At 63.2% G+C, this 20,223-nt stretch carries 11 protein-coding genes, 1 tRNA gene and 1 pseudogene; 8 read left to right on the top strand and 5 right to left on the bottom strand.

Translation table 11 applies throughout. From position 1 onward, the window contains the following. The first annotated feature begins 30 nt into the window (after positions 1-30). From RSO41_RS16940 to RSO41_RS16920, 5 genes are all read left to right on the top strand, one after another. Entirely contained in the window at positions 31-8,025 is a 7,995-nt protein-coding gene (locus tag RSO41_RS16940) for a DUF5801 repeats-in-toxin domain-containing protein (protein ID WP_315620409.1), read from the top strand. Between the two features lie 101 nt (positions 8,026-8,126). Next, on the top strand, positions 8,127-9,185 hold the full coding sequence (locus RSO41_RS16935) for a nitronate monooxygenase (RefSeq protein ID WP_315620408.1): 1,059 nt from the start codon (positions 8,127-8,129) through the stop codon (positions 9,183-9,185). Positions 9,186-9,284: 99 nt separating this feature from the next. After that, positions 9,285-9,563: a type II toxin-antitoxin system RelE/ParE family toxin gene (locus RSO41_RS16930; protein WP_315620407.1), complete on the top strand. Its 279-nt coding sequence runs from the start codon at positions 9,285-9,287 to the stop codon at positions 9,561-9,563. An 8-nt stretch (positions 9,564-9,571) separates the two neighbouring features. Then, entirely contained in the window at positions 9,572-9,853 is a 282-nt protein-coding gene (locus tag RSO41_RS16925; RefSeq protein ID WP_315620406.1) for a HigA family addiction module antitoxin, read from the top strand. A gap of 406 nt (positions 9,854-10,259) precedes the next feature. Further along, positions 10,260-10,601: a hypothetical protein gene (locus RSO41_RS16920; RefSeq protein WP_315620405.1), complete on the top strand. Its 342-nt coding sequence runs from the start codon at positions 10,260-10,262 to the stop codon at positions 10,599-10,601. Positions 10,602-10,710: 109 nt separating this feature from the next. Here the strand turns inward: RSO41_RS16920 and RSO41_RS16915 are convergent. The 3 genes from RSO41_RS16915 to RSO41_RS16905 all read right to left on the bottom strand — a co-directional run bounded on the left by RSO41_RS16915 (position 10,711) and on the right by RSO41_RS16905 (position 13,246). Continuing rightward, a tRNA-Thr gene (locus RSO41_RS16915) sits at positions 10,711-10,786 on the bottom strand. A 79-nt stretch (positions 10,787-10,865) separates the two neighbouring features. Beyond that, on the bottom strand, positions 10,866-12,179 hold the full coding sequence (locus RSO41_RS16910; RefSeq protein WP_315620404.1) for a glycine cleavage T C-terminal barrel domain-containing protein: 1,314 nt from the start codon (positions 12,177-12,179) through the stop codon (positions 10,866-10,868). 230 nt (positions 12,180-12,409) lie between these two features. Then, positions 12,410-13,246 (bottom strand): acyl-CoA thioesterase II, encoded by an 837-nt coding sequence (locus RSO41_RS16905; RefSeq protein WP_315620403.1) that lies wholly within the window; start codon positions 13,244-13,246, stop codon positions 12,410-12,412. A gap of 119 nt (positions 13,247-13,365) precedes the next feature. Here RSO41_RS16905 and tadA point away from each other — a divergent pair, with 119 nt between their 5' ends. Further along, the gene (gene tadA / locus RSO41_RS16900; RefSeq protein WP_315620402.1) at positions 13,366-13,845 is read left to right on the top strand and encodes a tRNA adenosine(34) deaminase TadA; all 480 of its coding nucleotides are present in this window, start codon (positions 13,366-13,368) and stop codon (positions 13,843-13,845) included. Positions 13,846-13,851: 6 nt separating this feature from the next. On the opposite strand, the gene mltF is transcribed toward tadA, so the two are convergent. Then, on the bottom strand, positions 13,852-15,315 hold the full coding sequence (mltF, locus tag RSO41_RS16895) for a membrane-bound lytic murein transglycosylase MltF (protein WP_315620400.1): 1,464 nt from the start codon (positions 15,313-15,315) through the stop codon (positions 13,852-13,854). 165 nt (positions 15,316-15,480) lie between these two features. On the opposite strand from mltF, the gene purL reads away from it, so the two are divergent. Further along, a complete protein-coding gene (gene purL, locus RSO41_RS16890; RefSeq protein ID WP_315620399.1) occupies positions 15,481-19,401 on the top strand; it encodes a phosphoribosylformylglycinamidine synthase in 3,921 nt (1,306 codons plus the stop codon). Positions 19,402-19,530: 129 nt separating this feature from the next. Here purL and RSO41_RS16885 read toward each other — a convergent pair whose 3' ends face one another. After that, positions 19,531-19,749, bottom strand: coding sequence for a hypothetical protein (locus RSO41_RS16885; protein ID WP_315620398.1), 219 nt, complete (start codon positions 19,747-19,749; stop codon positions 19,531-19,533). Between the two features lie 104 nt (positions 19,750-19,853). Between RSO41_RS16885 and RSO41_RS16880 the strand changes: the two are divergent. Next, positions 19,854-20,195: pseudogene (locus RSO41_RS16880) on the top strand (AmiS/UreI family transporter); the annotation flags it as partial. Positions 20,196-20,223 lie beyond the last annotated feature (28 nt).

The raw sequence follows: 20,223 nt of genomic DNA, 5'->3' as shown, positions 1-20,223 counted from the left end.
ACTGCCAGCAGCGTCGAGACCAGCGGCAATGTGATCGGTGGTGGTGATGCCTCGCCTGGCGATGCCGAAGATACCGAAGGTGCCGATGGTGCCACGGTGACGGCAGCCGAAAGTGTCAATGTCTCCGGCAACAGCGCCAGCGGTAGCGGTCCCCTGACGATCGAGGGCGAGTACGGCACCCTGACGCTCGAGGCCGATGGCAGCTACACCTACGTGCTGGATAACACCAACCTGGACGTTCAGGGGCTGGGCGACGGTGACACGCTGGAGGAAGCGTTCACCTATACGCTGACCGATGGCGATACCGATCAGGACGATGCCACGCTGACCATCACCATCGACGGCAGCGATGACGGGGTGACCGTCGATGTGCCCAACGAGCATGGCAGCACCACGCCGGATGGCGAGATCGGCGATCAGGTGGTGTTCGAAAGTGGTCTGGCGGATGGTTCCAACCCGAACACCGCTGATACCCGGGTCGAGTCGAGCTTTACCCTGACCGCCCTGGATGGTCTGCAGGAAACGGGCGCGGTGACGCTGGATTACACCGATGGCAATGGCGATCCGGCCACGCTCTCGCTGAGCAAGGCACAAGTGGAAGCGCTGGGTAGCGATTCACAAACCTTCACCACCCCGTACGGCGAACTGACCCTCAACGGCTATAGCCAGGCCGATGATGGCACCATCACCCTCGACTATGACTACCTCCTGACCAATGCGCCGGAGGAAGACGTCGATAACTTGATGGACAGCGTCACGGTCACCGCTACCGACGAAGATGGTTCGACCGACAGCGGCGATCTGAACATCAAGATCGTCGATGACGTGCCGACCGCGACCGACGACACCAACGCTGTCACCGAAGGTGCGACCCTGAATGTCGATGCAGCATCCGGCGTGCTGGAGAACGATCAGTCCGGCGCCGATGACTGGGAGACGAGTGGTGCCGTTGTCGGCGTCGTGGCAGGGGATAACGGTGGAACCGCCGTCAGTGGAAACGTTGGAACGGTCATTGTCGGCGACTACGGTACGCTGACGCTCAACGCGGACGGCAGTTATACCTATGAAGCCGATCCGGATAGCACGAATGCCGATGTTCAGGACGTTTTCACCTACACCGTGCGCGATGGCGATGGTGATGAAAGCACCGCGACCCTGACCATCGATGTCGCCGATGTCACCGGTACCCCGACCGATACCATGGACAGCGTGGATGAGGCAGGTCTGGCGGAGGGCACCGACGAGTCCGCAGACAGCGAGATCATCAGCGGCGCCAGCCTCGACCTGCAGTCGGGCTGGACGGTTGAAGATCAACAAGACGGCTCGACGACCTGGGGTGACTGGACCGTCAAACCCGACGGCACCTTCGATTACACCCTGAACAATGAAGCGGTTCACTCCGGTACACCGCCGACCGACAGCTTCGAGTACACCGCGGTCGACGACAATGGCAATACGGTGACCAATACCGTGACCATCACTATCGTCGATGATGAGCCGGTGATCAGTGTCGATAATGGCCAGTTGCGCAGCGTCGAGGTGGATGAAACAGACCTGGATGCGGGTCCTGTATCGGCGAACGACCCTGACTTTATCAGTGGTGTCTTCGATATCGATCATGGTGCCGATGGCGAAGATAGCACCACCTACAGCCTGCAGGTCAGCGATGGCGCCGCAGCCGGCGTAACGGATACCGCCACCGGCGAAGCCGTTCATCTCTTTATGGACGGTGACGATATCGTCGGCCGAGTGGGCGATGATCCCGCTGGCGACATCGCCTTCCGTATCGCTATCGACGGTGATACCGGTGCCGTGACACTGACACAGTTGCTTGCACTGCAGCACCCCGAAGGAGGGACGGTCCATGATGACGCCATTACCCTGAACAATGGCGCCTTGCAACTGGTGGCGACCGCCGTCGATGGAGATAACGACAGCGTCGATAGCGATGCCGTCAGCGTCGGCGGTCAGTTCTCTTTCCGGGATGATGGTCCGGAAATCACTAGCACCCCGGCCGCGGCAAGCATCGAGGAATCCGCCCTGCCGAACGGTAGTAATCCTGACACTGAGGCCACCAGCGTCACGACCGATCTCGACGTCGATTTCGGCGAGGACGGTGCCGGTGAGCTGGTCTTTGCCGAGTCGCAGACCGCCTTGCGCACGACGCTGGACAATACCGGCAACGAGGATATCGATCTCGAGGTCGATGGCGACACCCTGACCGGCAGCCGTGATGGAACGGATGTGTTCAGGGTGACGCTGGATACAGCAGGCGAGTATACCTTCGAGCTTCTGGGCGCTCTGACACATCCTGTCGAGGATCAGGACCTGGCGTTCAACTTCGCTTACCAGGTCATCGACGGTGATGGTGATACTGCCGACGGCAATTTCGATGTCAATGTGGTGGACGATGCGCCCGAGAACATCGCGATCACCACGCCTGAAGACACCCCGGCCGATTCGTTCACGACCTCGGCGGATGCCACCCTGGACAACGTCACCATCAAGGACAGTGACGGCAATGATGTGCCCTTCACGGATAATGGTGATGGTACCCGCAGCTTCGATGTGGGCTTCGGCACCGCTACCGTCGACGAGCAGGGGCGAGTGACTTTCGATCCCGATCCCGACTACAGCAACGAGGGTCACGAGGACGTCTTCCTCGTCGAGGTGCAAGAGGAGTCCGGTGTCACGAATACCACCCAGGTGACGGTCGATGTCACCCCGGTTGCCGATGCACCGGATCTGCAAGGTGGTAACGTCCAGACCGATGAAGATACCTCGGTCGCGCTGAATCTGACGGCGCCGAGCCCGGTCGATACTACGGATCAGAATGGTTCCGGCACCGCCGGCGATAACCCGGAACTGCTGGGGCCGATTACCCTGGGTGGTATCCCCGAAGGTACCGAGTTGCTGGATGGTAGCGACAACGTGCTGTGGACGAGTGATGGCAGCAATGGCGGATCGCTGACCATTGTCTTGACCGATGGCCCCTATACCACCAGCGCCTTGAGCGATGCCGACCTGACCATGACGACGGCGGAGTACCAGGCGCTGCAAGTCAATCCGATCGCCCAGGGCCACGAGAACTTCACCATCGATGTCAGTGTGACCAGCTACGAGGTTGATGACAGCGGTGAGCCGCTGGATGGCGTGGACGGCGCGGAAAGTACCGCCCAGGTGGATGTCGGCGTGCAGGCGGTGACGGATCCGGTGACACTCGAGTACGACGATGGCTCGACGGATCGTACCGTCACGGTTGATGAAGGTGGCTTTTTCAATCTTAGTGATCAGTTGCAGGCGAGCTTTGAAGACCTCGATGGTAGCGAAGAAAGAGAACTCGTGCTGAATGGCTTGCCGGAAGGCACTGTCTTGACGGTCGACGGTGAGGATCAAAGTGTTGGTTCCGATGGCATTATCACCATTCCGGCACCCGGACTGAGTGAATCGGAGAGTGGCTTCCCGGATATAACAGTGACCATGCCGGAGGACTTCAGCGGGTATCGCCCTGGTATCCTCGTCGATCTGGTAGCCCAGGACCGGGATAGTGACCCGAGTGATCTGGATGGTGGTGAAGAACACGCTGCGGTCACGTTGAATATCGAGGCCACGCCAGTTGCCGACCGGCCGGCCGATATCAGCGCCGAGGGGCCGGAGGATACCGAGATCGCTTTCCTCGCGAATCTCGAAGTGGCAGATAAAGATAATACTTCCGGCCAGCAGGAAGATATCACCGCAATCGGCATCGATACCGTACCGGACGGCTGGGTGATCAAGGATGGAGACGGCAATGTGGTGCATACCGGTAACGGCACCGATGGCTTCACGATTCCCGCGGGCGATGTGGACGATGGCAGCTATACCGGCTACACCATCACGCCCCCGGCCCATAGCAGTGTCGATGAAAGCCTGTCGCTGCAGGTGGAAGTGACGGATACCGCCTCGACCGGTTCGGATATCCAGACTCATAACGTTACGGCGGACGTCACCGTCACCCCCGATGCCGAAGAGGTCGGCGGGGATAGCGACGGCGACACCACCGACGATCTGACCATGAATCCCGACCATACCTATGGCACGGGGGTGGAAGGTACCGAGGACGAGTGGTTCGCGCTCAACGCCGATGGTTTCAATCCGGCGGATGGCTGGGCCAATCAGGACGCCGATGGTTCCGAAGAGACCTTCGCGCTGCTGACGCCGGAGCTGGTGTTCAGCGAAGATGGCGGTGACGCCATCGGTTCCAGCTTCAAGTACATTGATGGGGACGGCAACGAGGTCGTATTGACCTACAACGGCTCGCCCATCGAGGTGCCGGTGGAGTATCTGGACACCCTGGAGTTCCGCGCGGCGCCGAACCAGAAAGGTGAATTCCAGATTCGCGTCGAGGCCAAGACGGTGGATACCGACCCGGATGATGGCAGCGAGAATACGGCCACCTCGGGTGAATCCATCCTTGATGGCATCCATATCGACGAGCCGGTGGCTGACCTTGCCTCGTTGAACGTCACCTCGCCGGCCGAGGGCAACGAGGATGAGGCGATCCCGCTGGATATCCGTCCCCAGAGCGGCGATCCCAATGAAAGCTTCCGGGTCACTATCAGCGATGTGCCGGATGGCGCAGTGCTGACCTACGATGGAGCGGAGCTCGATCCCGAGGTTGATGGCAACTATGTGATCGAGGACTTCGATAGTAGCGTGCCGCTGAAAGTGACGCCGCCGCAGGACAGCAACGATGACTTTACGCTGACCGCAGGCGTGGTCACCGTCGATGAGTACGGTGGCGTGACCGATACACTGGATACGCCGGTGACCAAGCCCATCGAGGTGCCTGTCAATGGTGTCGCCGATGAGCCTGATGTCACCATCGATACGCCGGTCTATGCCGAAGAGGACCTGGATGATGACAACAGCGATGCGAATAGTGGCGTCACGCTGAGCGAGATCATCACCGCCGAGTCGGGCGAGACGGGTGACGATGGCTCGGAGACGCTGACCTATCGTATTACCGGGCTCGACGATCAGTTCGATGTCGAGGGTGCGACCCTGATTCGCGGCGAGGGAGGCAGCCGCGAGTGGGTGGCTACCGATCCGAGCACGGTCACCATCACCACGCCGGAGAACTTCAGCGGCCAGGTGGACTTCTCGGTCACGCCCATCGTCACCGAGAACGACGGCGATACCCGGGAAGCTGCCGAGCAGAATGTGTCCTTCCAGGTCACGCCCTCGCCGGAGGCGGAATTCAGCATCCAGTCCAGCCTTTCCGAGGACCAGGTGGGGCAGCTCAACCTGAGCCTCGAGCCGCAGAATGGCGACAACAACGAGTCCCTGGCCTCGGTCTGGATTGATGTCACCAGCGTCACGGGTAATCAGTTCGAGCTCTACTACGGTAGCGATGGCAGTACGACGCTAGCCGAGGCCGCAGCAGATGGCGGTATCACCGGCGTGGTGGAAGAGGGTGGCTACTATAAGCTGACCGACGACGCCTGGACCAACATCTACGCCAAGGGTGATGAGCACGTCTCCGGTAATGCCGGCACCCTGGAGGTGCAATACGAGGTCACCGATACGCCCAACGACGGCTATAAGGGGAGTGTTGACGACACCACGGTGGTCAAGAACAAGACCCATGAGGTCGTCATCGATGCGGTGACCGATGTGCCCACGGTGACCATCACTGGTATCGAAAATGTCGGTGGTAGCGACGCCGATATCGATGACCCCGCGAAGGACGTGACCGCCGACGGTAACGATCATGTCGAAGTGACCGTCGATATCACGCAGGATGATACCGACGGCAGCGAATCCCTCAAGTACCTGCTGATCGACAATGTTCCCGCCGGGGTCAGCGTCGTGGATGGCGAGTTCGTCGGGCAGGTCGCCGGCGGCACGGGCAGCCAGTGGCGTGTCGATATCGATCCCGATGTCACCTTCAATAGCAATACCCTGACCGAGACCGTCGAATTCACCATGGGCGATGGTACCCAGGTGGATGCCATCGAGAATCATGAGATCACCATCACCGGGGTCACCCAGGACGAAGCGCCTGGCGTGGAGGAGAGCGGCAGCGATAGCTGGACGCTGACCGGCGAGGGCGACTTCGGCGATGGCGAGGACCCCAACGAGATCAACACGTGGGAAGATGCCGGTTTCACCATGACCGAGGATGCTGGCACGAAGCTGTCCGATCTGGTGACGGCCGATATCGAGGACGATGGCTCGGATAGCGGTCGCAGCGCGGTGACCATTTCCAACCTGCCGCCGGGGGCCGTGGTCGACGGTATGCAACAGACCACCATCGACGGCGAGGTGGTGTGGTATGCCAGCACCGAAGACGGCAGTGATGCTGGCCTGCAGGCACTGCTGGGCGGTATCACGGTGACGCCGCCGGCCAATTGGAACGATAACGATGGGCCGTTCTCCTTCGACACCACCCTGACGACCCAGGCGCCGAGCGGCGAGGAGAACTCGGAGACGATCAGTCTCGAACCGCCGGTAACGCCGGTGACCGATACGCCGACCGTCGAGGTGTCCGGAGGCGATGCCGCCGACGGCGAGGATGTCGACTTCACCATCGATGTCTCCAGCCCGGCGGATAACCCCGATGTCAGCCTGGTGGATGGCCAACTGGTGATCACGCTGGACGAAAATGGCATGACCGGTGGTGACGGTGAGTCGGGCACCCTGTGGTACAACGGCGAAGAGGTCACGCCGGAAGGTGATGGAAGCTATGTGATCGACGGCGTCGCCGTGGGCGATTCGGTCAACGTGAGCTACCGCCCGGGGGCCAACACCTGGGGCAGCGTCTCGCTGACCGCCGAGGCGGCGACCCAGGAGAATGGCGCCGCTAATGAAGAGACCTCGAGCGGGTCGAGTTCCTCCGAAGTGGCGCCGCCGCCGCCGGAGGTCACTGCCAGTGATGCCGTCGGTACCGAGGACGAACTGGTCGAGCTTCAGGATCTGGGCGTCTCGCTACCGGATGACTCCCAGAGCCTCGATGCCTTGCTGCTCGAGAATGTGCCGGATGGCTGGCTGGTCAAGACCGGCAGCGGCGCCGGCTCGGCGACCCTGGCCAGCAATGTCGGCAGCGGCAGTTGGTCGATCCTCAATGACGACGGCAGCGTGCCCGATTACATCGGACTGGTGCCGCCGCGCAACTGGAGCGGCACCCTGGATGGCGATGATGCCCTGACCCTGACGGCGCGGACGACCCAGGACGGCGAAAGCACCAATACCTCCACCGACTTTGAGGTGGATGTTCAGGCCGTGGCCGACGGCATCACGATGTCGCCTGAACTGAGCTTCGGCGAGGAAGGCGACAAGATTCCGCTCAACCTCAGCGCGGGCATGTCCGACATGGACGGTTCGGAAACCGCCACCATCGAGCTGACGGGGCTCGGCGAGCATGCCGGCTTCTTCACCGAGGGCGGTGATACGCTGCTGGATAGTCTGCCGGACGCCAGCGTGAGCTACGACAGTGGCAGCGACACCTACACCCTGAGCGGTATCGGCCCGGATCAGATCAATGATCTGTATCTGGTGCAGGGTGCCACCGATGGCGACCACAGTGTCAGCTACGAGGCATTTACCACGGATGGCAGCGATACGTCGGACCCGGTATCGGGCGACTTCAATGTCAATATCGAGGCCGTGGAGCCGACCTCCGGCGACGATACCCTGCTGTATACCGGCGAGCCGCTGGATGGCCTGGATGGTGTCGACGTGGTCGAGATGCGCTTCGGCGAAGACCCGAACCCCGACGATCTCGACAATGTCGAGACGCTGGACTTCATGGGTGAAGACCAGGATCACAGCGTTGCCCTGGAGGCACAGGAGGTGCTGGATATGACCGACGACGGCAACGAGCTGAGTATCCTCGGCGACGACGGGGATAGCGTCAGCCTGACATCGGGTGAATGGAGCGGCCCGACGACAGAGAGCGCTGACGGAGTGGATTATCAGGTCTACCAAGCTCAGGACAGCGACGCCACGCTCAAGGTCCAGGACGGGGTGCAAGTGGAGATCTGACGATTTTTCTCTTGCGTTAATGCCTTTCGGGGTATCCTCGAGGTCGGCGGCTCCTGGGCTGTCGGCCTCGTGTCGTATCAGCGTTTCCCAAGGAGTCCGCCATGTCTTCCACCGGTACCTTCTGCCAACGACTGGGGATCCGCTATCCGCTCATTCAGGCGCCGATGGCGGGTGTCTCGACGCCGGCGCTGGCGGCGGCGGTCAGCGAGGCGGGTGGCCTCGGTTCGCTGGGCCTGGGGGCCAGTGGTGTGGAGAAGGCGCGGGAACAGATTCGCGCTACCCGCGAACTGACCTCCGGCCCCATCAACGTCAATCTGTTCTGCCATCGCCCCGCTCGGCGTGATGCCGGGCGGGAAGCCGCCTGGCTCGAGCATCTGGCGCCGTGGTTTGCCGAGTTCGAGGCTCGTCCGCCGACTGAGCTGCGGGAAATCTACCAGAGCCTTGTCGGCCACGACGCAATGCTCGAGATGCTGCTCGAAGAGCGGCCGGCGGTGGTCAGCTTTCACTTCGGGCTGCCGGGCAGGCAGGCGGTGCAGCAGTTGCGTGAGGCGGGGTGCCTGACACTCGCCTGCGTGACCACGATCGGTGAGGCTGCCCAGGCCGAGCGTCAGGGCGTCGATGCGCTGGTCGCTCAGGGCGTCGAGGCGGGCGGGCATCGCGGTGTGTTCGAGCCCGAGCAGGATGACGGCATTGGGACCCTGGCGCTGGTGCGCATGCTGGTCGCGCGTAACCGGCTCCCGGTGATCGCCGCCGGTGGCATCATGGATGGGGCGGGTATGGCGGCTGCCTTGCAGTTGGGCGCCTCGGCGGCCCAGCTTGGCACGGCCTTTATTCTATGCCCGGAATCCGCCGCCGATGATGCCTATCGCCAACGGCTCAAGAGCGAGGCGGCACAGCGAACCAATATCACCGCCGCCATTTCCGGCCGTCCGGCACGCGGGCTGGTCAACCGCCTGCACGAGGTGCCGGACGGCCTAGCGCCGGCGGATTATCCGCTGGCCTATGACGCCGCCAAGGCATTGCATGCGGCGGCCAGTGCCGTCGGCAACCATGACTTCGCACCGCATTGGGCGGGGCAGGGCGCGCCTCTGGCCAGGGACATGCCTGCTGCCGCCCTGGTGCGGATACTGGTCGAGGAATGGCAGGCCGCGAGGCAGTGAGCCGGCACTTGACTTGTCGCCAACGTAGCGGGCCGGAAGCCGGCGGGCTGGCGGCATTTGTCCTTTGCGTTACGTATAGCGAAGCTATACACTGCTCATATGATCAAGAGCTTCCGACACAAAGGCCTGCGCAAGTTCTTCGAGACCGGCTCAACCGCTGGTATCCAGGCCAAGCACGCGACCAAGCTACAAATCCAGCTCACCGCGCTGGATAGCGCGAAATGCCCCGAAGACATGAATGTGCCAGGCTGGAAGCTGCATCCGCTCAAGGGCAACTTGCGCGGACACTGGACTATCACCGTCAACGGGAACTGGCGACTCACCTTCACCTTTGATGGCGAGGATGCCATCTTGGTGGACTATCAGGATTACCACTAGGAGGTCGCATGAACCGCATGCATAACCCCGCGCACCCTGGCGCCGTGCTACGCGAGTACATCGGCGACATCTCAGTGACCGAGGCTGCCAAGCGCCTGGGCGTAACCCGTGCGGCGCTTTCTCGCATCCTCAACGGCAACGCCGGCATCTCGGCGGATATGGCGCTGCGCCTTGAGAAGGCCCTTGGCACCAGTGCCGAGATGTGGCTGGAGATGCAGCTCAAGTACGAGCTGTGGCAAGCGTCACAACGCCCCCGCGCTCACGTAGAGCCTTTGCACGCAGCAAGCTGACAATGGCGGCTGATGCGGTTAATTCTTGTCTAGGCCCTTGAATGATAAACAATTTTCAGCCGCTTTTTTGATATATGGTGCAATATCCGGGGTAGCACTTAACAAAAGTTCATCAGATAAATCGCCACACCAGTAGGCGTCATTCGGCCACCTTGGTTATAGTTGTCGGTGCGGTATCCACAACAGTGCGAGATCGTGCTTTGCCAGGGACGGCATCCAATAATAATCGTGTTCTCCTTGATACATGATGACAAATAACCCGCTGTCGGCGGGTTATTTGTTGCCTTGTGCTTATCACCTCGTAGTTGCCTTGCCTTCCACCTGACGTGGCACTGCCGTTGGAGAGCCGGCAGCAAGGTTTCATCTCGATATAAATGAGCGGAATCCTTCCTAAGGGGATGACGAAATGCAGGATGATGATGCCATGAGTGATGTCGCGGATGTGGAACAACGCGACTATGACGCTGCCATGACCATGCAGGATGTCGAAGAGGTCGAGAGACAATACACGGACCCGACTGCCGGCATGAGTCGTCGCGTCACGATGATGAGCTTGACCAGGAGCCGGGAAGAACATATCCAGGCATTTGCCGAGAATCCGGATGTCATTCAGACCATGCTCGATCAGGTAGAGGCGTACCGGAACGAACTCGACATGTTCACGGAATTCGCTGCGGCGGCGCACGAAAGATTGCGGATTGCCGCCGCCGAGTATGCGAGAAGAGTGGATGAGGACGACGCTCGGTAAGTGACCTTTCATGACCATCGACAAGGTTATCGTCAAGGCCATCGCCAGGGCCGGCGGGATGGCCGCCTCCTGGGATAGTCACTTTTTCAAGAGATGTTCAAGAAATGGTTGGTGCCGGTGAGTGGACTCGAACCACCGACCTACGCATTACGAATGCGTTGCTCTACCAACTGAGCTACACCGGCGCGCGGATCATGATACTGACCTGCGCGCCGGTATGCCAATTCCTGAAACGGAAACTCAGCGGGCCCGCGGGCCCGGCGTTCAATAGGCGTAATCGCGGCCGGCGGCCTTGGCGCGTTCCCGCGAGCTCGGGTTGACCGATTCGCGGAAGGGCATCTCGCAGACCGTCGCGGCCACCGGCTGTCCCGGAATGTCGAGGAATTCGTCGGGGAGCCAGGCCACCAGTTCCGTTCCCAGCTCCGCCGAGGCTACCGGCACATAGGCCATGGCGATATTGGTACCGAGTTCCGGGGAGTACCAGGGAGAGGTGATCCAGCCGCAGGGCTCGCTGCCGGCGTCGGGCCCGACCAGCCAGAAATCCGGTGCATAGTCCTCGACGGGCTTGCCATCGAGTTTCAGTCCCACCAACTGGTGGCTGAAGGGAGGGCGGCCGGCCTTGACGAGCTCCCGGGTGCGCTCCAGTGCGTCCTTGCCGATGTAATTCGCTTCCTTGGCCTTGGGCACCATGTGGCCGAGGTTGCACTGAAAGGGATTGGTCTCGTGATCCAGGTCCTGGCCGTAGGACAGGATGCCGGCGGCGATACGGCGATGGTGAGCCGGGGCGATGACCATCAGGTTGTATTTTTCGCCGACGTCGCGGATGGCATTCCAGACGGTTTCGGCGTTCAGGGTGGAGTCGTGGGCGTAGACCTCGTAGCCCTTTTCGCCGGAGAAGCCGGTCTGGGAAATCAGTACCTCGGCTCCCTCGATCCTGGCAGCCATCAGGCCATAATAGGGCACGTCGCGGATGGCGTCGCCGACCAGGTCGGCCAGCAGGTCCTCGGACTTGGGGCCCTGTACCTGAAGCGGGCTGACATCGATCTCGTCGATCTCGACGTCGAAATGCATGCCGTGATTGACGCCCCTGAACCAGTAGGCCAGGTCCGAGTCGCTGATGGTGAACCAGAACTCGTCATCGGCGACGCGCAGCATCACTGGGTCGTTGAGCACGCGGCCCTGTTCGTCGCAGAGCACCACATAGCGCCCCATCATCGTCGGAACCCGGGTCACGTCACGGGTACAGACATAGTTGCAGAAGGCCTCCGCTTCGGGGCCCCTGACGCGGATCGGCCGTTCGACGGCGACGTTCCACAGGGTCACATCGTTGACCAACGCGCGGTACTCTTCCATGGCGCCGCCGTCCTCGGGGCGCACATAGGCGCGGGGATGATACATTCGGTTGTAGACGGTGGCCTTCCAGCAGCCGGCTTCCACCGAGAGATGCCAGTACGGTGACTTGCGCACCCGGTTGGATAGCAGCAGCTGGATGCCGGGGTCACCGCTCTGGCGGAGGTTGACCGGCACCAAGCGCTCGCTCTGATCGATGGACTGCTGGAAATTGACATTATGTGGCATGGCGCGGCACTCCTCGTCCTTGGCTGATGGCCCGAGAAAGCGGCGTTTCTCGGGCCCTCGCTGTCGGAGGCCCGGGCGGGCTCCGCTCGACGACGTCATTCAACATTCAACGCATGTCGGTCGTTGCGGAGACGGGCCGCCGATACTTTCAAGGTAGGCGTGCGGGCGGAGGGCACCGTTCCTGGGGCGACGCCGAAATTCCCGGGGGCGACACCCCGGGTGTCGGGGGCTCACTTTTCCGTGTCGTGTTGGTCGATGTCGCGCAGCCGTGTCAGTCCTTCCTGGGCGCTGGAGGCCACCAGCCGGCCGGCGCGGTCGTAGATACTGCCTCGGCTGAAGCCGCGCGCGCCGCCGGCCCAGGGGCTGTCCATGTCGTAGAGCAGCCAGTCGTTGACCTTGACGTCGTGGTGGAACCACAGGGCGTGGTCGAGGCTGGCGATCTGCAGGCCGGGATCGCCGAAGGCGATGCCGTGGGGCACCAGGGCGGTGGTCAGCAGGTTGAAGTCGGAGCTGTAGGCCAGCAGGTAGCGGTGCAGTGCCGGATCGTCGGGCAGTTCGCCGGCCAGGCGGAACCACAGGCGCTTGCGAGCCGGCTGGCCGGGCTCGGCCTTGTCGTCGAGGTGGCGAAACTCGATCGGATGGCCGGGGAAGCGGGTCACCCGGGTGTCATCGTCTTCGGGGGCTTCGGGAGGTGCGACGTCGGGCATGTGTGGCTGGTGGGCGATGCTCGTTTCGTCGCCGTGGAAGGAGGCACTGCAGAAGAAGATCGGCCGACCCTTCTGGATGGCGGTGATGCGACGAGTGGTGAAGCTGGCGCCGTCGCGCACGGCGTCGACCTGATAGACCACCGGCATCTGGGCGTCGCCCGGCCGCAGGAAATAGCCGTGCAAGGAGTGCACTCGGCGTTCGGGGACCACGGTGTGAGTGGCGGCCGAGAGCGCCTGGCCGAGCACCTGGCCACCGAACAGTTGCGGCAGGCCCAGGTCCTGGCTGTGGCCACGGAAGAGGTTTTCTTCCAGGGGTTCCAGGGCGAGCAGGTCGACCAGAGCGTTTAGCGCGTCGGACATTCGGGGGTATCCTCCTGAGAAGGGGGCTGGCCCGCTCTTGTGCATCTTTGTACACCCTCCGAGGCGAGCGGTACCGAGCCATCATCTACATGTCGAGCAGTCTACTGGAGTCAACGTCGATGCGCAGCGATGAGTACTACATGCACCGGGCCATGGATCAGGCGCGTCGGGCGGAGGCGGCGGGCGAGGTGCCGGTCGGGGCCGTGGTCGTGGACCCGGCCGGCGAGATCGTGGGGCGTGGCTTCAATACGCCGGTCGCCGAGCATGACCCCAGTGCTCATGCCGAGATTCGCGCGCTGCGCGATGCCGGTGCCAGGCTCGGCAACTATCGCCTCGATGGCTGTACGCTCTTCGTGACGCTGGAGCCTTGCCTGATGTGTACCGGTGCCATCATTCACGCGCGATTGGCACGAGTGGTGTATGGTGCCGCCGAGCCACGCAGTGGCATGGTGGAATCACGTGCCAACCTGTTCGCCCAGCCCTGGTACAACCATCGGGTCGAAGTGGTCGGCGGGGTGCTGGCGTCCCGTGTCTCGAAGCATCTCAAGGCATTTTTTGCCGAACGACGGGATAGTGCCGAGACAAGTGTCGAGAAATGAGCCCTCTCAGGTGCTGGGCGGGATCACATCAAACATCTCGCGACTCGCCTCTTCGGGCAACCGGGCGTTGAGAGGTTGAAACTGCTCCTGGCTGCGGTCCACGTAGGCCAGGATCTCGTGATAGCGGCGAATGTTGCGGACATAGATCACCGGTTCTCCCCCTCGGGCATAACCGTGACGGGTCTGTTCGTGCCAACGACTTTCCTGAAGGAGCGGCAATGAGCGTCGCACGTCCACCCAGGCATCGGGGTCGCCGCCGCGCTGGCGAGTGATGTCACGGGCGTCATAGAGGTGGCCGAGTCCCACGTTGTAGGCTGCAAGCGCCATGTAGAGGCGATCATCGCCGGTGATCGACTCGGGGAGTCGTTGCTCGAGGCTTCTCAGATAACGCGCGCCGCCCTCGATGCTTTGTGCCGGGTCGAGGCGATTCTCGACGCCCAGGTCGCTGGCGGTGGGCAGCGTCAGCATCATCAGGCCGCGAACGCCGGTGGGGGAGGTGGCCTCGGGGTCCCAGTGGGATTCCTGATAGCCCACCGCGGCCAGCAGTTTCCAGTCGAAGCCGGTGTCGCGGGCGGACTGGCGAAACAGCTGGGCATAGTCCGGTAGCCGTTCCTGGGCATGCGCGATGAAGGTGCGTGCGCCGACGTATTCGAGATAGTTGTCGCGCCCGAAATAGCGTGTCTCGAGCCGCTGGAGCAGGCCGTTGTCCTGCATGTCGGCGAGGAAACGGTTGGCCTCGCGTACCAGCCCCAGCCCCTGGCCGGCGGGGAAGGCCCAGGCCAGGGAAAGCGGTTTGCCCAGCCGGAATCCGTCTTCGACGTCAGGGAAGAACAGACGGTTGAGCCGGAACTGGTGCTCGAAGACCACGGCGGCGTCCAGCTTGCCGCTCGCCACACGGCTCAGCAACGAGGTGACTTCCAGTTCGTCGGATTCCTTCCAGCTCAGGGTCGGGTGCTCCGCCTGGAGCTCTCGCATGACGGTATCGGTACCGCTGCCGCTCAGGGTGCCGATCTCCAGGCCCTGAAGGTCGTCGAGGCTGTCGGGGGGAGGCAGGCCGCGACGATAGACCAGCAAGGGCTGCAGCGGCATGATCGGACGGCTGAAGATCACACCCTCTCGTCCCGGCTCGAGCGGCAGGGCGGCGGCGCCCATATCGCCTTCCCGACGCACCGCGCCGAGCACCTCGGAGGTGTTGTGGTCATCGTTCAGTGACAGGCTGACGCCGAGGTAGTCGGCGAAGCGCCGCATCAGTTCGTACTCGAACCCGGTGGGCCCCTGGCGCCCCTCGTAATAGGTGGTCGGGGTGTTGCGGGTATGCACGTTGATGAAGTCACGTTGCTGCACGTCCTGCAAGTGCGCCCCCGGTTCACTGCTTGGCTGCACCGGTAACAGGGCGAGCAGCAGGGCGGCGCACAGTATCAGGTAACCGCGCCAGCGGCGGCGGACATGGTCGAGCCAGAATGCGAGCATAGTGGTGATGAGCGGCGACGAGACCCTTCACCTTACCCAGCCGCCCTCCGGCTGTCATCATTCCCGATTTCTCGCGACCGGCGCTTTCCAGTATCATGTGCGCTCATTGCCGCCGGCTGCGGCCCCGTCTTTACTGCATTCTGCTTGTTTCAGAGGCCCGAGGATATGCTCGAACTGCGCGGTGCGCCCGCTTTATCCGCTTTTCGTCACGCCAGGCTGCTGGATGTCCTGCGTAGCGTGGCGCCCGATGTCGAGGCGCTCGAAGCCGACCATGTGCACTTCGTCGATCACGACGGGGAGCTGGCCGACGATGACCGGCAACTGCTCGAGCGCCTGCTGGATGACGGAACGGCGCGCAAGGCGTCGCCCGGTGGTCGGGGGTGCCTGTTCCTGGTGGTGCCGCGGATCGGCACTCAGTCGCCCTGGTCCTCCAAGGCGACCGATATCGCGCACAACTGCGGGTTGACGCAGATTCGTCGGCTGGAGCGGGGTATCGCCTATCGGGTGCATTTCGCCGGAGAACTCTCCGAGGCGGACTTCGAGGCGGTCACGGCGGCCTTGCATGATCGCATGACGGAGACGGTGCTGTTCGATGCCTCCGATGCCGCTCGGTTGTTCGAGCATCACCAGCCGGCGCCGCTCGGTCAGGTGGATCTCCTGGGGGGCGGCCGCGAGGCGCTGGAGACGGCCAACACCGAGCTCGGACTGGCGCTCGCCGAGGACGAGATCGATTATCTGTGCGAGGCCTTCCAGGGGCTCGAACGCAATCCCACCGACGTCGAGCTGATGATGTTCGCCCAGGCGAACTCCGAGCATTGTCGCCACAAGATCTTCAATGCCGACTGGGTGGTGGATGGCGAGGCCCAGCCGCGCTCGCTGTTCAAGATGATCAAGAACACCTTCGAGGCGTCGCCGGACGATATCCTCTCCGCCTACAGCGACAACGCGGCGGTGATCCGGGGCAGCGAGGCCGGGCGTTTCTTCGCGGCGCCGCTGACCGGCAAGACGGCCGACAGGGCGGTCTATGGCACGCATCAGGAGCCGGTGAACATCCTGATGAAGGTCGAGACGCACAACCACCCGACGGCCATCGCGCCACACCCCGGTGCGGCCACCGGTGCCGGTGGCGAGATCCGCGACGAGGGTGCCACCGGCACCGGTGGCAAGCCCAAGGCGGGATTGACCGGCTTTACCGTCTCCAACCTGCGCATTCCCGACTTCGTGCAGCCCTGGGAAGCCTTCGACTACGGCAAGCCGGAGCGCATCACCAGCGCGCTGTCGATCATGCTCGAGGGGCCCATCGGCGGCGCGGCCTTCAACAATGAGTTCGGTCGCCCCAACCTGACCGGCTATTTCCGCAGCTACGAACAGGATGCCCTGGGGACCGACGGCATCGAGCGCCGGGGCTACCACAAGCCGATCATGATCGCCGGCGGCTATGGCAATATCCGCGAGGATCATGTCCAGAAAGGCGAGATTCCGGTCGGCGGCAAGCTGATCGTGATGGGTGGTCCGGCCATGCTGATCGGCCTGGGCGGCGGCGCCGCTTCCTCGATGGCTTCCGGTGCCTCCAGTGCCGATCTGGATTTCGCCTCGGTGCAGCGCGATAACCCCGAGATCGAGCGTCGTGCCCAGGAAGTCATCGACCGCTGCTGGTCGCTGGGTGACGACAATCCGATCCGTTTCATCCATGACGTGGGCGCCGGCGGGCTCTCCAATGCCCTTCCGGAGCTGGTCAAGGATGGCGAGCGCGGCGGTCGCTTCGCGCTGCGCGAGGTGCCCAATGCCGAACCCGGCATGAGCCCGCTGGAGATCTGGTGCAATGAGGCCCAGGAACGCTATGTGCTGGCCGTGGCGCCGGATGACCTCGAGACCTTCGAGGCGCTGTGCCGCCGCGAGCGTTGCCCTTATGCGGTAGTCGGCGAGGCCACCGAGGCCCACCATCTCGAGGTCCGTGACGGCCACTTCGAGAGCAGACCGGTCGATCTGCCGATGAGCGTGCTGTTCGGCAAGCCGCCGAAGATGCAGCGTGAGTTCGTGCGTCAGGAACGTGAGCTGCCAGGCATCATGCTCGACAACCTGGACCTTCGCGAGGCCATGGACCGGGTGCTGCGACTGCCCACGGTGGCCTCCAAGAGCTTTCTGATCACCATCGGCGACCGCTCCATCACCGGCCAGGTGGCTCGCGACCAGATGGTCGGTCCCTGGCAGGTGCCGGTGGCCGATGTCGCCGTGACCACCGCGACCTTCGATACCCACGCCGGCGAAGCCATGGCCATGGGCGAGCGGCCGCCGGTGGCGCTGATCGACCCGGCGGCCAGTGCCCGTCTGGCGGTGGCCGAGACCATCACCAACCTGGCCGCCGCGCCCATCGCCAAGCTCGGCGACATCAAGCTCTCCGCCAACTGGATGAGTGCGGCCAGCCACCCTGGCGAGAACCAGGCACTGTATGACGCCGTTCACGCCGTGGGCATGGAGCTCTGCCCGGCGCTGGGCATCGCCGTGCCGGTAGGCAAGGACTCCATGTCGATGCGTACCGCCTGGGAGGAGGGTGACGAGGAGAAGAGCATCACCTCGCCGCTGTCGCTGATCACCACCGGCTTTGCGCCCGTCACCGATGCCCTGCGTACCCTGACCCCCGAGATCAACCTGGAACAGGACGAGTCCGATCTCATCCTGGTCGATCTCGGGGAGGGGCGGAATCGTCTCGGTGGCTCGGCCCTGGCACAGGTCTATGGTCAGATCGGCGACGAATGCCCCGACCTGGACGATCCGGAGGACCTCAAGGCGTTCTTCTCGGTGATCCAGGGGCTCAATGCCGACGGCAAGTTGCTGGCCTATCATGACCGCAGCGACGGCGGCCTGCTGGTGACGCTGCTGGAGATGGCCTTCGCCGCTCATGCCGGCCTGGAGATCAAGCTCGACTGGCTGATCGACGAACCGACCGATGCCTTCAATGCGCTGTTCGCCGAAGAACTCGGCGCGGTGATCCAGGTATCCCGCGAGCATACCGAGGAGGTGCTGGCGCAGTTCGCCGGTGCGGGCATCGAGACCTGCGGTGTCATCGCCCGCCCGCGTTACGACGACCAGGTGCGGGTGACGTTGTTCGAGGAGCCCTTGCTCGAGACCACGCGTCTGCTGACGCAGCGTACCTGGAGCGAGACCAGCTATCGCATGCAGGCGTTGCGCGACAATGCCGAGTGCGCCAAGAGCGAGTTCGATGGCCTGCTCGACGGCCGCGATCCAGGCCTCTCGGCGGCGCCCACCTTCGATGTCGACGAAGACATCACCGCGCCTTTCGTCAACACCGCGCGTCCGGCCATGGCCGTGCTGCGCGAGCAAGGCGTCAACGGCCACCTGGAGATGGCCTGGGCCTTCGATCGGGCCGGCTTCGAGGCCGTCGACGTGCACATGAGCGATATCCTCGAGGGGCGGGTGAGCCTCGAGGATTTCAAGGGGCTGGTGGCCTGTGGCGGCTTCTCCTATGGCGATGTGCTCGGTGCCGGCGGCGGCTGGGCCAAGTCGGTGCTGTTCAACGAGCGGGCGCGCGACCAGTTCGCCGGTTTCTTCGGTCGTGACGACAGCTTCGCGCTGGGCGTCTGCAACGGCTGCCAGATGCTGTCCCAGCTCAAGGAACTGATCCCCGGCGCCGAAGATTGGCCGCGTTTCGTGCGCAACGAGTCCGAGCAGTTCGAGGCCCGGGTCTCCATGGTTCGCGTGGAACAGAGCGCTTCGATCCTGCTCGCCGGCATGGAGGGGTCACGCCTGCCGATCGCCGTGGCTCATGGCGAGGGGCGCGCCGAGTTCCGCGACAGTGCGCATCTGCGCCGCATGCAGGGCAGCGCTCAGGTGGCGCTGCGCTATCTCGATAACCAGGGGCAGGCGACCACACGCTATCCCGCCAATCCCAACGGGTCACCGGGCGGCATTACCGGTCTGACCACGCCGGACGGTCGTGTGACTGTCATGATGCCGCATCCGGAGCGGGTGGCCAGGGCGGTGACCAACTCCTGGCGGCCGGCCGAGTGGACCCGGGATGGCGCCTGGATGCGCCTGTTCCGCAATGCGCGGACCTGGCTGGGCTGAGTGACGCTGAGCCTGAGTTGACCCCGTAACGCAAGACGCCGGCGTCCGAAGAGACAGGCGCCGGCGTCTTGGTGTCAGCACCGATGGCAATGATGCCACCGGATAACGCTTACTCGGTGGCGATAGCGGTCAGGAAGCGTTATCACCCCGGGGATTGTCATCCTTGTGCTTCAGGTGCGATTCCACATCATCGAGCAAGTGGCGGAACTGGGCCTGGAGGTGGTCGTAGCGACCGAAGTCGTGGCCGCAGTCGTCGCAGTAGACGTGATACTGGTCCTCGCGTCCGGGCGGGAGCCGTTTCACGCGGCCACCGCATTTGGGGCACTGGGGGCTGGTTTTCACTTTCATGGGTGCCTCTCCTGTATCGGCGATGGGTGATCCGATCACCCTGACTCACCTCTAGGTATCATGGCTGTGCGCCCACAGGTCAAGTCGCAGCCGCACAGCCGCACAGCCGCACAGCCGCCATGACGTTGCTGTTCGCCTTCACCTACCTGTGGGTGGCGATCAACCGCCGCAACGGCAGCTCCGGCCATGGCCTCGGCTATTTCTGCCTGTTCGTGGCGCTCACCGCCCTGCCCACCGGCCTGTTGCGACTCGCCGTGGCCGAGGGCGTATGGGGCTGGTGGTCCGGCGTCAACTGGTTGGCCTGGTCGGCGCTGTGGCTCGGCTTCTACCTGATGCTGTGCCATCGTCCGCGACTGCAGCCGTGGATGGCCCGGGCCTCGCTGGCCCAGGGGCTGGTGACCGCCTGGGTGCCGGGCTATCTGCTGCTGCAGGGGCTGCTCGGCTGAGCCGGCGCCTCTGTATGTACGCTCGGTC

The organism is Halomonas sp. I1, assembly GCF_032334135.1.
Lineage (GTDB): Bacteria > Pseudomonadota > Gammaproteobacteria > Pseudomonadales > Halomonadaceae > Halomonas.
The sequence above is the reverse complement of the archived record's forward strand: the minus strand, read 5'-3'. Positions and strand labels throughout refer to the sequence as shown.